This is a genomic window from Salinispora goodfellowii, assembly GCF_059570675.1.
This window is the reverse complement of the sequence record NZ_JCANTD010000015.1, coordinates 1-12556: the sequence shown is the minus strand read 5'-3', so window position 1 is coordinate 12556 and position 12556 is coordinate 1. Positions and strand designations below refer to the sequence as shown.

Below are 12556 nucleotides of genomic sequence, written 5' to 3'. Positions count from 1 at the left end.
GTGCCCTTTCCGCAGGAGGCTTCGATGCGGCAGTGGACAGTACCAATAGCGGGTGGGCCGCGCTATCCCGGAGAGTTGACTCCTCGCCGGGAACGGCTGTAGGCCCAGGCGTGCGTTAGCGGTCAGCCGTGGTGTGCAGTGTCGATGACGAGGTCGGCGCGGTCGCGAGTACCGTCGGCGGCGAGGAACTTCTCCTCCTCGACCATCCACTTCTGCCAGAGCTGCGCGGCACCGGCGAAGGAGCGGTCGCGGGCGAGGCCGCGCGCCAGCCGCAACGGGTGCCGGCGCGTCGACCCAGATCGCGTAGGCGAGCCGACCGATCGTGTCGCGGCGGGTGCAGGAGCCGCTCGGGCCGTCGATGCCGATGATGCGAAGGCCGTTGATCGGCTTGCGGGCCGCAATAGCGGCGGCAAGTCGATCGATCGCGTTGACGGTCACGGCGAGACCCTACTGCGCTGACTACGGTCAGAGGTGTCAACGCCGGCTGAAATTTTCAGGCGGAGCCGACAAGAGGCGGCCGTATGGTGCAAATATGGACCCTCTCGATCTACCTGCCATTGTCGATGTGTGCAGATCCCTCAAGCGAGGCTGGGACTCGCGCGGAGTCAAGCAAGAGGCGTGGGGTGCAGATCAGGAGGACCTGCTGACCCCTGTGGATCCTCTGGCAAGCGTGACGCTCAGGCTGGGTGAGACGTCCGGCGTAGCCGAAATCTGGCCGACCGGATACGTAAGGCTGATGCGCGGAGATAGCCGTGTTGACCATGTCCAGGTCAGTGGGCCTTCTGATCTGCGAGATCAGCTCGTGCGGTTGACGAACTGGCTAACCGATCACACCCCATGACGGCAGTGGGCGGAGGTCGGTGCTAACCGCACGCTTTCGAAGTCGCTCGACCGCAGCGAAGATCTGCTGCTCGGGACCGGGCCGGCTCGGACGCCACTCGACGAGTAGCGGTCGGACAGCGTCGAGGAGTTCGGAGCGGTCCTCCGCAGTAGCCGGCCCGGGTAGTAGGTCAAGCGCGGTGACTGAGGCCACGGTCACCTGATGCCGGTACGCGTTCGTGGGTGTGTCTTGCCAGCGGGCGAGTTCCGCCACTCCTGCACGCGCTCATACACCTCGGCTGCGGCGGCTCGGATGAGGGCCGATTGCTGGCGAGGTGTAAGCCCGGTGCGGGCGTAGGGACGGTCGGCAGGATCCTGCGGCGGCGTGTCGGCGTCGCGCATGGCGGCGATCGTACCGGCGTCATGATCGGAACCGCCCGTGCGCGTACGACGCGGTGGAGCGAGCGGTTAGCCGGTGTTGGTGTTCCACTCTGGGGCGAGGATGGAGTAGAGCTGGGAGTCGCGCCATGCGCCGTTGGTGAAGACGTGGTCGCGGAGGCGGCCTTCGTGCTGCATGCCGAGTTGTTTGACGACGGCGATGGAGGCGGCGTTGTCGGGGCCGATGGCGGCGGTGATGCGGTGAAGCCGCAGCTCCCGGAAGCCGTAGTCGATGATGGTGCGGGCGGCATCGGTGGCGTAGCCACGGCCCCAGTGGTCGGCGCCGATGGCGTACCCGAGTTTGGCGGCCTGGTGGCCGGTGAGGCCGAGTCGGGCGAAGCCGATCATCCGGTCTGTGGGGTCGGCTACGGCTAGGTAGTACTCGGTGCGCGGGGTGAGCTGTGCCCTGGTCACTGCGCCTTCGATCATGGCGACGGTGGCGGCCTGGTCGCGGCTGTCGAAGGAGAGCCACTGGGTGACGCGGTCGTCGCCGACGATCGCCAGTGCGTCGGCCGCGTCATCGGGTCGCAGTTCGCGGAGGATGATGACGCGGCCGGGGACGGTGCTCGGGTACATGTGCTGATGGTGCCTTATCGAGGGAGGGCGTTGGCCGGGGTGTGGGTGAAGTGCTCGATGCTTTCGATGAGGTCGCGGGCGTCGTTGGCGTTGCCGCCGCGGGTGATGGCCTGGTGGACGCGTCGGACGGAGTGGATGATCCCGTTGATGCGCTGGTCGGCGGGGAAGTCGAGTACGGGGGCCAGGGCGTCGGCGGCGGCGTCGAGTTCTCCGTTCACCACGCGAGCGATGGCGAGGTTCGTGTGGGAGCCGGCCTGGTCGCCGAACGCCCAGGCGGGGTCGTAGCGGTCGGAGTATGCCTGGACGGCTTGCAGGGCGTAGCGCTCGGTGGCGTCGGCTTCGCCAGGTAGCCAGGCGAGGGTGTCGCTGGCGTAGTAGAGGGTGCGCGGGTGGTTGAAGGTGCAGATGCCGCCCATCTCGTCTATCTCGTCGGGGTGGATGCGGGACCAGGTGTTCTCGGCTTCGGTGATGGCGACCTTGGCCTGTTCGGCGTTACCGAGAGCGGCGTAGGCGCGGGCGGCGCTGATGGGTAGCCAGACGGCGGAGGTACCGCCGGCCTGGGTGGCGTACTCACGTCCGGCCTCGGCGTAGCGGACGGCTTCGGCGTAGCGTCCGGCCCAGTAGGCGACCAGGGATTGGAGGCCGCGGAGCCAGGCTTGCAGGCCGGGATGGCCGGACTGATCGGCGCAGAGAATGGCGGTGCGCGCTTGCAACATGGCGGAGTGCGGGTCGGCCATGTCGTGGGAGACCTTGGCGAGCAGGCCGCTTGTGGTACCGGCGAGGAAGTGCAAATCGCGCGACTGGGTTGGCTGTTGGCGGCGTTCGAGCAGGGTGAACAGGGTGTTCTGTGTTTCGACCAGGTCGGGCAGGATCTGGCTGACCGGGCGCTGCGGGTAGGCCAGGGCGAGGCGCTGCACGTCCTCGGTGAGTTGGTCGATGGCTGCCGGGGAGGTGGCTTCGGCGGCGAGCATGGCGTATTGGCGGGCGCGTTGTGCGGCCATGGCGAGGAGGTTTCCTTCCGGGCCGGCGCCGGTGGGCTCGACGAGGATCTGTCGGCCTGGCGCAGGGGTTAACTGGTGGGGTGCCCAGGGGCGCTGCAACTCGTCGACGGTCATGTCGAACATGGCCTGCAACGCTCGCCGGGTGGCGGGGGTTGAGGAGGCCAGGTCCCGTTCGCCGCGTGCCAGCCGCCCGAGGTGCCGGGCGCTGATGGCCGCATGGGAGTCCATGCGGCTGAACTCGTCGGCCAACTCCTCGTAGGTGCGGTCACTCTGCTGGATCAGGTGCTCCAGCACCGTGCGAGGTTCGCGGCGGTCTCGGGCCATCGTCGATGCCTTCCTGAGGGGCTGTCTCCACGCTCGCCTGTCCGAGGTCCTGAACTCAATGCAGGTCCGCATGGTGTCCGCCCGAGGTCCGCCAGAGGTGCTGGTTCGGTCCTCGATCGGTCTCCGTCGCCCGGTGTTCCATCTCCACCATGGACGTCTCACCCACCGCAATTGTGCATGTACTGGCCGCTGACGCGCAGGTTCCGGCCGGTCGGTGCCGCGCACGGCCCCGTGCCGGTGAGGTCGCTTCCGTGGCCTCGGGCGGTGTCCGGGTCCTGCGGTGTGTCGGCGGAGTGCGGCCAAGCCAGGGACCGCACCGGGGACCGCCGGCTGTCGCCTGTTCCGCCTGCGAGGGGCGGGGATGGAAGGTCGCCAGCCCTCGGCGCTCGCTGCGGGCACCGAGCGACCCGTCCCGTCTGCAACGGCGGGTCTGCCCGGACTGCGCTGGCGCCGGTCGGCAACCGCGACCCTTAGCGGCGTTCCCGATCGGGGTCGCGTCCTGAGCAGGGCACCGGGGCAGGTGCTGGCAGGCCTCACGGTGTCGGCCGTGGCCAGAGCCCGTCTGCCTCGGTGCCCACCCATCGGGCGGAGAGGGCAGGATCGATGGACCTGAGGCCGGGACGCGTCCTTCGGATCGGCGGTATCGCGTCGGTGCAGTTCGGCGGTGACCGGTCGCTGGTCTTCCGGGTCATCAAGGTCGGTGACCGGCAAACGTACGACAGGTAGACCTGGTTGACCGGGTACGTGCTCGACCGGGCCGGCAAAGCCGTGGAAAGGCGGGAGATCTTCGTCCAGCGAGCAGGGCTGGTGCAGGTGAGCGACGCCGTATGGGCCGAGAACGGAGCACTCGAAGCCGGCGCGGCAAACGCGGCCGGGTGGGCTAAGCCAGCAGGCAAGAGCGACGGTCTAAGCGTTGAGGAGGGCCAGAGGTGAGCACGCACTCAGTGGGGGTGTTCGGGGCGGCGGCACGGTTGGCGCGGGCTGGGTCCGGAGCAGGTACGGCGCATGCGGTTCCGCCGGGCCGGGTTCGGGCGGCGCGGCCTGGCCGAGGAGCATGTCGTTGCCTTCCTCCGCGCGGTCGTCGATGAGCTGACGGCCAGAGACGCTGCCGAAGCGAGCCTTCGGGCCGAGCACGCCCGGCTGAAGGGTGCGCTGCGCGACTGGCAGAGCCAGTTCGCTCCCCGGCCCGGCCGGGTGGGGTGTTGGACAGAACCTGAGCAGCGCAGACAACCTGTTGACAAGCTGAGTTGTCGTCTGGGGTGAACGGTGCCGATCGAAGGGCCGCCTTGATAGACGTACAGAAAGTCCTCCCCACCCACCCACCGGCCGGCAGCTGGCTGGCCGGCAGCTGGCACCTCCCACTTCCCTTCCCGCCCCTGGCCTGGCCTGTCGGGTCGGGAGCGGCTTGCCGTGTCGCCGGCCCCCCACGCGGCCGAGTGACGGTGGTGCCGGTGCTGACCGTGTGACAATGAGGGTGGTGCGTGCTGGAGGAGGTGGGTCATGATGTCGAGCAATGCCGAGCGGATGCCCGAGTGGCCGACGGCTGAGCATGTGCCGGCGGAGGAGTTGGCTCGCCGTCAGGGCGTGCGGCCGGTCGTCTCCGTTGACGACCTGGCCCGCCCGGACCTGTTCGAATCCGACGAAGAGTTGGATGACTTCCTCGGCGATCTGTACGCCTCCCGGCGGGCTAACGCCGCGTGAGCCTGGTCGTCCTAGACACCGATGTTGCCTCGGCGATTCTGCGGGGCCGACTGCATGACCGGCTTCGTGCCCGCCTGACCGGTAAGACCCTGTGCATCACGTTCGTCACACTCGGAGAGTTGACCAAGTGGACCGTGCTGCGAAGCTGGGGGCCACGCAAGCTGGCTGACCTCGCGCAGTGGCGATCCGGCGTGGTCCTGCTCCCCTTCGACGAGGCGGTCGCGACGACCTGGGGCCAGCTCCAGGCGAGGGCGCAGCATCGGGGGCGTCCCCGGCCGACGAATGACGCTTGGATCGCGGCCTGCTGCCTGGTCGACCGGCTGCCGCTGGCGACCTTCAACGGCAAGGACTACGCCGACTTCGCCGAGTACGACGGCCTACGCCTGTTCGACGTCTCGTAGCTTCACCGCTCCGGCCCGCCGCGCGGGATCCTGCGGCGGCGTGTCGGCGTCGCGCATCGCGGCGATCGTACCGGCGTCATGATCGGAACCGCCCGTGCGCGTACGACGCGGTGGAGGCGAGCGGTTAGCCGGTGTTGGTGTTCCACTCTGGGGCGAGGATGGAGTAGAGCTGGGAGTCGCGCCATGCGCCGTTGGTGAAGACGTGGTCGCGGAGGCGGCCTTCGTGCTGCATGCCGAGTTGTTTGACGACGGCGATGAAGGCGGCGTTGTCGGGCCGACGCCAGTGCGTCGGCCGCGTCATCGGGTCGCAGTTCAAAGAGAGCTGAAACGAGAACGGCCCAGGTTCGGAGATGACGCCGTTGACCTGGGCCGGAAGCGGTGGAGCGGGCGACGGGAATCGAACCCGCACCGTCAGTTTGGAAGACTGAAGCTCTACCATTGAGCTACGCCCGCAGCCGCCCCGCGTGGAGGCGTGTCGACAGCGTACCCAATGCCGCCGACCTCCGCGCAGCCTGCCCATGGCCGTCATTGTGTTCGAGCGGCGGGCGAGGCCGGGCATGTTCGGGACAGCGTTGCTCCCGGTGCGGTGCGGTGCGGTGCGGTGCGGTGCGGTGCGGACGGGTTGCTGTTGCCGCCCTCGCGAGCAGGCCGGCGGGCTCCGTCGGTCGACCCAACGGAGGAACACGCCACCGGATATGGCCCCGGGGAACTGTGCGTGGGTGCGGACGGCATAGACTGCTTCCCGCCACGGGGTGTGGCGCAGCTTGGTAGCGCACTCGCTTTGGGAGCGAGGGGCCGTGGGTTCAAATCCCGCCACCCCGACTGTCGTTCGCGGCCGGGTCGACCCGGGCACCGCCGTTTTGCGTGTGGTTCCCGGGCGCCGCCTGCAGGCCGTACCGGCTCGCCTACACTCGATGGGCTGTAGACAGCGCCCAGACCACCAAGATCCGTCAAGGAGTACGCCTGTGAAGAGCACCGTCGAGACTCTGAGCCCGACGCGCGTGCGGCTCGCCATCGAGGTGCCGTTCGTCGAGCTCGAGCCGAGCCTCAAGAAGGCGTACCGGGAGATCGGCCAGCAGGTCCAGGTTCCCGGCTTCCGCAAGGGGAAGGTTCCGGCCGCCGTGATCGATCAGCGGGTCGGCCGGGGCACCGTGCTCAACGAGGCGGTCCAGGAGGCCATCCCGCAGAACATCCTCTCGGCGGTGCGCGAGCACGACCTGAAGACGCTGGGTCGCCCCGAGGTCGAGATCACCGAGTTCGCGGACGGTGACTCGCTCAACTTCACCGCCGAGGTGGACATCCGGCCGGAGCTCACCCTCCCCGACCTGTCGACGGTCGAGGTGACCGTAGATGAGCTGGAGATCGATGACAGCGAGATCGATGAGCAGGTGCAGAGCCTGCGGGAGCGGTTCGCGACGCTGAAGACCGTCGAGCGGGCGGCCGCCGAGGGCGACTTCGTGCAGATCGACCTGAACGCGACCGTTGACGGCGAGGAGGTCCCAGGGGGCTCGGCGACCAACCTCTCGCACGAGGTCGGCAGCAAGCAGCTCCTGCCCGGCCTGGATGAGGCCGTCGCTGGCTTGGCGGCCGACGCGAGCACCACCTTCACCACGCAGCTGGTCGGCGGGGACTACGCCGGCCGCGACGCCGAGGTCTCGGTGACCGTCCGCACGGTCAAGGAGAAGGAGTTGCCGGAGCTGGACGACGACTTCGCCGAGCTGGCGAGTGAGTTCGACACCATGGCGGAGCTTCGCGACGACGTCCGCGAGCGGGTGACCCGGAGTAAGCAGGTCGAGCAGATCTACGCCGCCCGGGACAAGGCCCTCGAGCAGATTGTCGAGGCGGCCGAGGTGCCGGCGCCGGAGGGTGTTGTCCGCGAGGAGGTCGAGAGCCGCAAGGCGGCGATGGTGGATCAGCTCGAGCGGATCGGTGCCTCGATGGAGGAGTACCTCGCGGCCGAGGAGAAGACCGAGGAGCAGATCAACACCGAGCTGACCGAGGCGGCCACTCAGGGCGTGAAGATTCAGCTCCTGCTGGACACGGTCGCCGACGCGGAGGAGATTCAGGTCTCCGACGACGAGTTCGGCCACGAGATCGTGCACCGGGCGCAGCGCGCCGGGGTGGCTCCGCAGCAGTTCTACGACCAGCTGGTCCGCTCCGGTGCCGCCGGCGCGATCTTCGGTGACGTCCGGCGGGGCAAGGCCCTGGCCTCGATCATGGATCACATCACGATCAAGGACGCCAACGGCGAGGCGGTCAGCCTCGACGCCCTGCGCGCCGAGAACGAGGCCGCGCACGCGCACGCTCACGCGGAATGATCTTTGGTTTCGGCCGCCGTCCCCGCCGTTGGCTGGGGCGACGGCCGAAACCTGTTTTTGGGTACGCCTGACCGGGCTGCGCTGAGAGCGAACAGTGCCCCGACCGGGGTTCTGCCACTCGGTCGAGCCGTTAGTGTCGGGTAGGACGGTACGGAGAGCGAAGGGCTGCCATGACCGACATGCACATCCCGCCGACGCCGCTCCGGGCGATCGACGCCCGCGGTGGCGACAACATTGGCAACCTCGACGACTCGGTCTACAACCGGTTGCTCAAGGAGCGGATCATCTTCCTGGGCAGCGAGGTGACCGACCAGGTCGCCAACCGCATCTGCGCGCAGCTGCTGCTGCTCGCCGCGGAGGACCCGGACCGCGACATCAACCTCTGGATCAACTCGCCGGGCGGCTCGGTCTACTCGGGCATGGCGATCTACGACACGATGCAGTTCATCGACAACGACGTGTCCACGGTGGCGATGGGCATGGCGGCCTCAATGGGCCAGCTGCTGCTCTGCGCCGGCACCAAGGGCAAGCGGTACGCCCTGCCGCACGCCCGGATCATGATGCACCAGCCGTCGGGTGGCATGGGCGGCACCGCCTCGGACATCGCCATCCAGGCGGAGCAGATGCTCTACACCAAGCGGATGTTCCAGGAGCGGGTCGCCTTCCACACCGGCCAGACTCAGGCGGAGATCGAGGCAGACTCGGACCGGGACCGTTGGTTCACCGCCCAGGAGGCCATGGAGTACGGCTTCATCGACAAGGTGATCACCGGGGCCGCTCAGGTTCCGGAAGGCGCCGGGACCCTGAGCTGAGCGAGGAGCTGACGATGACCGACCTGAGCCTGCCGCCGCAGTTCGCGGCCGTGCACAACCGTTACGTACTGCCGTCATTCGTCGAGCGCACGTCGTACGGGGTTAAGGAGTCCAACCCGTACAACAAGCTCTTCGAGGATCGGATCATCTTCCTCGGGGTCCAGGTGGATGACGCGTCGGCCAACGACGTGATGGCCCAGCTGCTCACGCTGGAGGGCACGGACCCGGACCGCGACATCATCATGTACATCAACTCGCCGGGTGGCTCGTTCACGGCCATGACGGCGATCTACGACACCATGCAGTACGTCCGGCCGGATATCCAGACGGTCTGCCTGGGGCAGGCGGCCAGTGCGGCGGCGGTGCTGCTCTCGGCCGGCACGCCCGGTAAGCGGATGGCACTGCCGAATTCGCGGATCATCATCCACCAGCCTGCCACGGAGGGGGGCTACGGGCAGGGCTCGGATATCGAGATCCAGGCCCGGGAGATCCTGCGGATGCGTACCCAGCTGGAAGAGATGCTCTCCCGGCACTGCAACCAGCCGGTGGAGAAGGTCCGCAAGGATATCGACCGGGACAAGATTATGACGGCCGAGGAGTCTCGCGAATACGGGCTGGTCGACACCATCCTCACCAGCCGTAAGAAGGGCTTGCTGGCAGCCAACGCCGCCAACTGAGCCGGATTGGGTCAGAGGTCGGCCGGGGGTAGCCTCGTCCGACCTCTGACACACCCGTATTAGGGGTCGGAGAAACCCGCGCCAACGGGTAACGTCGAGTCTGTGCCGCTTCGCCGGTCGATCCGGCCGGTAGCTGGAGATGGGCGGCGCGGGTGTCCGGGAATCATGGCCGGATCACTGGCCGACGAGTGCAGGGAGACTGTAGGTGGCACGGATCGGTGACGGCGGCGACCTGCTGAAGTGCTCCTTCTGTGGGAAATCGCAGAAGCAGGTCAAGAAGCTTATCGCTGGTCCCGGTGTCTATATCTGCGACGAGTGCATCGATCTCTGTAACGAGATCATCGAAGAAGAGCTGGCCGAGTCGGGTGAAGTGAAGTGGGAAGAGCTTCCCAAGCCGATGGAGATCTGCCAGTTCCTCGATAACTACGTCGTGGGTCAGGCCCAGGCCAAGAAGGCGCTCGCCGTCGCGGTCTACAACCACTACAAGCGAATTCAGGCCGAGGCGGCCGGGGCGCCCAGCATGGACAGCGTTGAGCTGGCCAAGTCCAACATCCTGCTGCTTGGCCCCACCGGGTGCGGCAAGACCCACCTGGCGCAGACCCTGGCCCGGATGCTCAACGTGCCGTTCGCCATCGCGGACGCTACTGCCCTGACCGAGGCCGGCTACGTCGGGGAGGACGTGGAGAACATCCTCCTCAAGCTGATCCAGGCCGCTGACTACGACATCAAGCGCGCCGAGACCGGGATCATCTATATCGACGAGGTCGACAAGATCGCGCGCAAGTCGGAAAATCCGTCGATTACCCGCGATGTCTCCGGCGAGGGTGTGCAGCAGGCGCTGCTCAAGATGCTGGAGGGGACGGTTGCGAACGTTCCACCCCAGGGCGGCCGCAAGCACCCCCATCAGGAGTTCATCCAGATCGACACCACCAACGTGCTCTTCATCTGCGGCGGTGCCTTCGCCGGCCTTGACCAGATTATTGAGGCGCGTACCGGTCACGGCGGCACGGGCTTCGGTGCCCGGCTGCGGGCGGTCTCGGAGCGTTCCACCGATGACACCTTCAGCCAGGTGATGCCGGAGGACATGCTGAAGTTCGGTCTGATCCCCGAGTTCATCGGTCGGCTTCCGGTGATCACCAACGTTCGCAGCCTCGACCGTGAGGCCCTGGTGCAGATCCTCACCGAGCCGCGTAATGCGCTCGTCCGGCAGTACCAGCGCCTCTTCGAGTTGGACGGCGTCGAGCTGGAGTTCGAGCAGTCGGCCCTGGAGGCGATCGCCGACCAGGCGATGCTGCGGGGCACCGGTGCCCGCGGCCTTCGCGCGATCATGGAGGAGGTTCTGCTCTCCGTGATGTACGAGGTGCCGAGCAACCCCGACGCGGCCCGCGTTTTGATCAATCGCGACGTGGTGCTGGAGAACGTCAACCCGACGATTGTTCCGCGTGAGTTCACCAGCCGCCGGACGCGGCGGGAGCGCGAGGAGAAGTCGGCGTGACCGGGTTGGTCCGTCCCGAGGGCTGGCCCAGCCCCGCAAGGCCCTCCCGCCACCTCGCTGCTGCCAATTTCGCCGCGGCCGTAGTTCTGCTCCTGTTCCGCTTACTCCGCTGCCCGTAACCTGGGTCCATGCGAGTCGCGGTCTGCCAGTTGAACGCCCGGGATGATCGAGGGTCAAATCTGGCAGCCGCCGAGGCCCTGCTGGAGCGGGCGGCGGCCGGCGGTGCCCAGCTGGCGATCCTCCCCGAGTACGTCGACTATCTCGGTCCGGCCGCCGGGGAACCGGTCGCGGAACCGGTGGACGGGGAAGCCGGGACCTTCTTCGCCGGTGTCGCGCAGCGGCTCGGTATCTGGGTTGTGGTCGGCTCGATGCACGAGCGGGGCCCGGATCCGGAGCATTCGTACAACACCTGCCTGGTGTTCGATCGTTCCGGGAACCTTGCCGCAACCTATCGCAAGATCCACCTGTACGACGTGGAGATTCCCGGTCGGGTGTCGTATCTGGAGTCAGCCACGGTCGTCGCTGGCGTGCAGCCGGTCGTCGTTGACGTGGAGGGCCTTCGGGTCGGGCTGTCGATTTGCTATGACCTCCGGTTTCCCGAGCTCTATCGTCATCTCGTTACGGACGGTGCGGCGGAGCTACTCCTTGTCCCGGCAGCCTTCATGTTGCACACGGGGCGGGACCACTGGGAGGTGCTGTTGCGTGCCCGGGCCATCGAGAACCAGTGCTTCGTTGCGGCTGCCGCCCAGACGGGGGACCACGAGCCGAGCCGTACCTGCTTCGGGCGCAGCATGGTGATAGATCCCTGGGGGACGGTGCTCGCCCAGGTGCCGGACGGTTCTGGGCTCGCGATTGTCGACCTCGACCTGGAGCGGCTGCGGACAGTCCGGGCCGAGTTGCCGAGCCTGGCCAACCGTCGTCTCCAGTTTCCCTGAGCCCGGCCGATCGGTCTGAGCTGCAGCCAGCGAACGGCTTGTCGTCGGAGCCGCTGTTCGTCGAATCCGTCCTCAGCCCTGTAGGAGGACCCCGATTGTTGCGAGGCCGACGATGGCGGCGGCGGTGACCAGGAGCGCCGTTGTCATTCGAGAAGGTCCCCGGCGAGCCAGCCGGCCGACCGACAGGACCAGGACGACGAGTACGAAGGCACCGATGACGAGTTGCCAGAACGGTAGGAGCAGCCCGAGCAGCGCCTCCTCGGCCAGCACCGGGGGCGCTGTCAGCTTGGCCATGCAGACACTCTCCCACGGATGAGCGGTTCCGGTCTTCTGCACGGGGTTGAGTGGCGGGGGAGGTGGCCGCCGCCGACGGTTGGTATCAGTGATGGATCTTGATTTGCCTTCTGCGGGCCGACCGCGTAACTTTCTCTTTGCACGCGGGAAGCCGGGAAAACCGGCAGAGAGCGGGCACCAGGACCGTGGCGACATCGCCGAGCGGGGCTGGAGCGCGGGCGGGGTGAGGCGCTTCCGGAGACGGAGTTGCAATCACGAAGCCGACCGGGTAGAGTACTGAAGCCGGCAGGAGCCGGGCGGATAGCCGCGAAGCGGATGTCGGCCGGTCTGCCGATTCTCACAACAGTAACGACCGCCAAGTTGGCGTGCGTGAGTGTGGGTCGGACAATGCGAGTTTGACGCCTGAATGGTCAGGTTGACGATCGCGGAATTGTCCGGGTAGTTTAGAGCGGTTGCCTCCGGAGGGGCCCTGGTTTGGGGTTCTGCTGGTGTGTGGTTGTTCTTTGAGAACTCAACAGGGTGTTTGGAAAGCCAGTGCCGTTTTGGTCTGGGTTGGCCTGCTGTTTGGTGGGTTGGCTTGGGCTTGAATTTGGCAGCAAATATATTTTGTTGCTGGGATTTTTCTTCAAGTTTTTGTTGGAGAGTTTGATCCTGGCTCAGGACGAACGCTGGCGGCGTGCTTAACACATGCAAGTCGAGCGGAAAGGCCCTTCGGGGTACTCGAGCGGCGAACGGGTGAGTAACACGTGAGTAACCTGCCCCAGG

The 12556-nt window shown here is 67.1% G+C and carries 15 protein-coding genes, 2 tRNA genes, 1 rRNA gene and 1 pseudogene; 12 read left to right on the top strand and 7 right to left on the bottom strand.

Annotated elements, in window-relative coordinates:
• Positions 1-122 precede the first annotated feature (122 nt).
• The 4 genes and pseudogenes from T398_RS15440 to T398_RS15425 form a co-directional block, all read right to left on the bottom strand.
• Positions 123-438 (bottom strand): annotated as a pseudogene (locus T398_RS15440) (hypothetical protein).
• 382 nt (positions 439-820) lie between these two features.
• Entirely contained in the window at positions 821-1039 is a 219-nt protein-coding gene (locus T398_RS15435) for a hypothetical protein (RefSeq protein ID WP_496447672.1), read from the bottom strand.
• 248 nt (positions 1040-1287) lie between these two features.
• Positions 1288-1833 carry a GNAT family N-acetyltransferase gene (locus tag T398_RS15430; protein WP_496447671.1) on the bottom strand — a complete coding sequence of 182 codons (546 nt, stop codon included), beginning with the start codon at positions 1831-1833 and terminating at the stop codon, positions 1288-1290.
• 14 nt (positions 1834-1847) lie between these two features.
• Positions 1848-3128 carry an NsdA family TPR-like regulatory protein gene (locus T398_RS15425; RefSeq protein ID WP_496447670.1) on the bottom strand — a complete coding sequence of 427 codons (1281 nt, stop codon included), beginning with the start codon at positions 3126-3128 and terminating at the stop codon, positions 1848-1850.
• 633 nt (positions 3129-3761) lie between these two features.
• Here T398_RS15425 and T398_RS15420 point away from each other — a divergent pair.
• The 5 genes from T398_RS15420 (at position 3762) to T398_RS15400 (ending at position 5260) form a co-directional block, all read left to right on the top strand.
• Positions 3762-3884: a hypothetical protein gene (locus tag T398_RS15420; RefSeq protein WP_496447669.1), complete on the top strand. Its 123-nt coding sequence runs from the start codon at positions 3762-3764 to the stop codon at positions 3882-3884.
• A gap of 6 nt (positions 3885-3890) precedes the next feature.
• On the top strand, positions 3891-4091 hold the full coding sequence (locus tag T398_RS15415) for a hypothetical protein (protein WP_496447668.1): 201 nt from the start codon (positions 3891-3893) through the stop codon (positions 4089-4091).
• Between the two features lie 72 nt (positions 4092-4163).
• Complete coding sequence (locus tag T398_RS15410) at positions 4164-4421, top strand: DivIVA domain-containing protein (RefSeq protein WP_496447667.1); 258 nt, start codon at positions 4164-4166, stop codon at positions 4419-4421.
• Positions 4422-4658: 237 nt separating this feature from the next.
• The gene (locus tag T398_RS15405) at positions 4659-4859 is read left to right on the top strand and encodes a hypothetical protein (RefSeq protein WP_496447666.1); all 201 of its coding nucleotides are present in this window, start codon (positions 4659-4661) and stop codon (positions 4857-4859) included.
• Positions 4856-5260, top strand: coding sequence for a type II toxin-antitoxin system VapC family toxin (locus tag T398_RS15400; RefSeq protein WP_496447664.1), 405 nt, complete (start codon positions 4856-4858; stop codon positions 5258-5260). Before T398_RS15405 ends, T398_RS15400 begins: the two co-directional genes overlap by 4 nt.
• 124 nt (positions 5261-5384) lie before the next feature.
• Here the strand turns inward: T398_RS15400 and T398_RS15395 are convergent, their stop codons facing one another.
• The gene (locus T398_RS15395; RefSeq protein ID WP_496447662.1) at positions 5385-5561 is read right to left on the bottom strand and encodes a GNAT family N-acetyltransferase; all 177 of its coding nucleotides are present in this window, start codon (positions 5559-5561) and stop codon (positions 5385-5387) included.
• Between the two features lie 78 nt (positions 5562-5639).
• Positions 5640-5713: transfer RNA gene (locus T398_RS15390), tRNA-Gly, on the bottom strand.
• Positions 5714-6008: 295 nt separating this feature from the next.
• Between T398_RS15390 and T398_RS15385 the strand changes: the two genes are divergently transcribed.
• The 6 genes from T398_RS15385 to T398_RS15360 all read left to right on the top strand — a co-directional run bounded on the left by T398_RS15385 (position 6009) and on the right by T398_RS15360 (position 11497).
• Positions 6009-6082 (top strand) — tRNA-Pro (locus T398_RS15385).
• A gap of 143 nt (positions 6083-6225) precedes the next feature.
• Positions 6226-7578, top strand: coding sequence for a trigger factor (gene tig, locus T398_RS15380; protein WP_496447660.1), 1353 nt, complete (start codon positions 6226-6228; stop codon positions 7576-7578).
• A 170-nt stretch (positions 7579-7748) separates the two neighbouring features.
• Positions 7749-8390 carry an ATP-dependent Clp protease proteolytic subunit gene (locus T398_RS15375; protein WP_018216647.1) on the top strand — a complete coding sequence of 214 codons (642 nt, stop codon included), beginning with the start codon at positions 7749-7751 and terminating at the stop codon, positions 8388-8390.
• A gap of 14 nt (positions 8391-8404) precedes the next feature.
• Positions 8405-9067, top strand: coding sequence for an ATP-dependent Clp protease proteolytic subunit (locus T398_RS15370; protein WP_018216646.1), 663 nt, complete (start codon positions 8405-8407; stop codon positions 9065-9067).
• Between the two features lie 205 nt (positions 9068-9272).
• Entirely contained in the window at positions 9273-10562 is a 1290-nt protein-coding gene (gene clpX, locus T398_RS15365) for an ATP-dependent Clp protease ATP-binding subunit ClpX (RefSeq protein ID WP_496447659.1), read from the top strand.
• A gap of 128 nt (positions 10563-10690) precedes the next feature.
• Positions 10691-11497: a carbon-nitrogen hydrolase family protein gene (locus T398_RS15360; protein ID WP_496447657.1), complete on the top strand. Its 807-nt coding sequence runs from the start codon at positions 10691-10693 to the stop codon at positions 11495-11497.
• A 72-nt stretch (positions 11498-11569) separates the two neighbouring features.
• On the opposite strand, the gene T398_RS15355 is transcribed toward T398_RS15360, so the two are convergent.
• Positions 11570-11791: a hypothetical protein gene (locus T398_RS15355; RefSeq protein WP_496447655.1), complete on the bottom strand. Its 222-nt coding sequence runs from the start codon at positions 11789-11791 to the stop codon at positions 11570-11572.
• A gap of 633 nt (positions 11792-12424) precedes the next feature.
• Here T398_RS15355 and T398_RS15350 point away from each other — a divergent pair.
• Positions 12425-12556 (top strand): 16S ribosomal RNA (locus T398_RS15350); the annotation flags it as partial.

Excerpts from the sequence above, each read along its gene's own strand:
- T398_RS15430 (WP_496447671.1), bottom strand. The coding sequence starts at position 1,833 with ATGTACCCGAGCACCGTCCCCGGCCGCGTCATCATCCTCCGCGAACTG.
- T398_RS15420 (WP_496447669.1), top strand. The coding sequence starts at position 3,762 with ATGGACCTGAGGCCGGGACGCGTCCTTCGGATCGGCGGTATCGCGTCG.
- T398_RS15410 (WP_496447667.1), top strand. The coding sequence starts at position 4,164 with ATGCGGTTCCGCCGGGCCGGGTTCGGGCGGCGCGGCCTGGCCGAGGAG.
- T398_RS15405 (WP_496447666.1), top strand. The coding sequence starts at position 4,659 with ATGATGTCGAGCAATGCCGAGCGGATGCCCGAGTGGCCGACGGCTGAG.
- T398_RS15395 (WP_496447662.1), bottom strand. The coding sequence starts at position 5,561 with ATGACGCGGCCGACGCACTGGCGTCGGCCCGACAACGCCGCCTTCATC.
- T398_RS15375 (WP_018216647.1), top strand. The coding sequence starts at position 7,749 with ATGACCGACATGCACATCCCGCCGACGCCGCTCCGGGCGATCGACGCC.
- T398_RS15370 (WP_018216646.1), top strand. The coding sequence starts at position 8,405 with ATGACCGACCTGAGCCTGCCGCCGCAGTTCGCGGCCGTGCACAACCGT.
- T398_RS15360 (WP_496447657.1), top strand. The coding sequence starts at position 10,691 with ATGCGAGTCGCGGTCTGCCAGTTGAACGCCCGGGATGATCGAGGGTCA.
- T398_RS15355 (WP_496447655.1), bottom strand. The coding sequence starts at position 11,791 with ATGGCCAAGCTGACAGCGCCCCCGGTGCTGGCCGAGGAGGCGCTGCTC.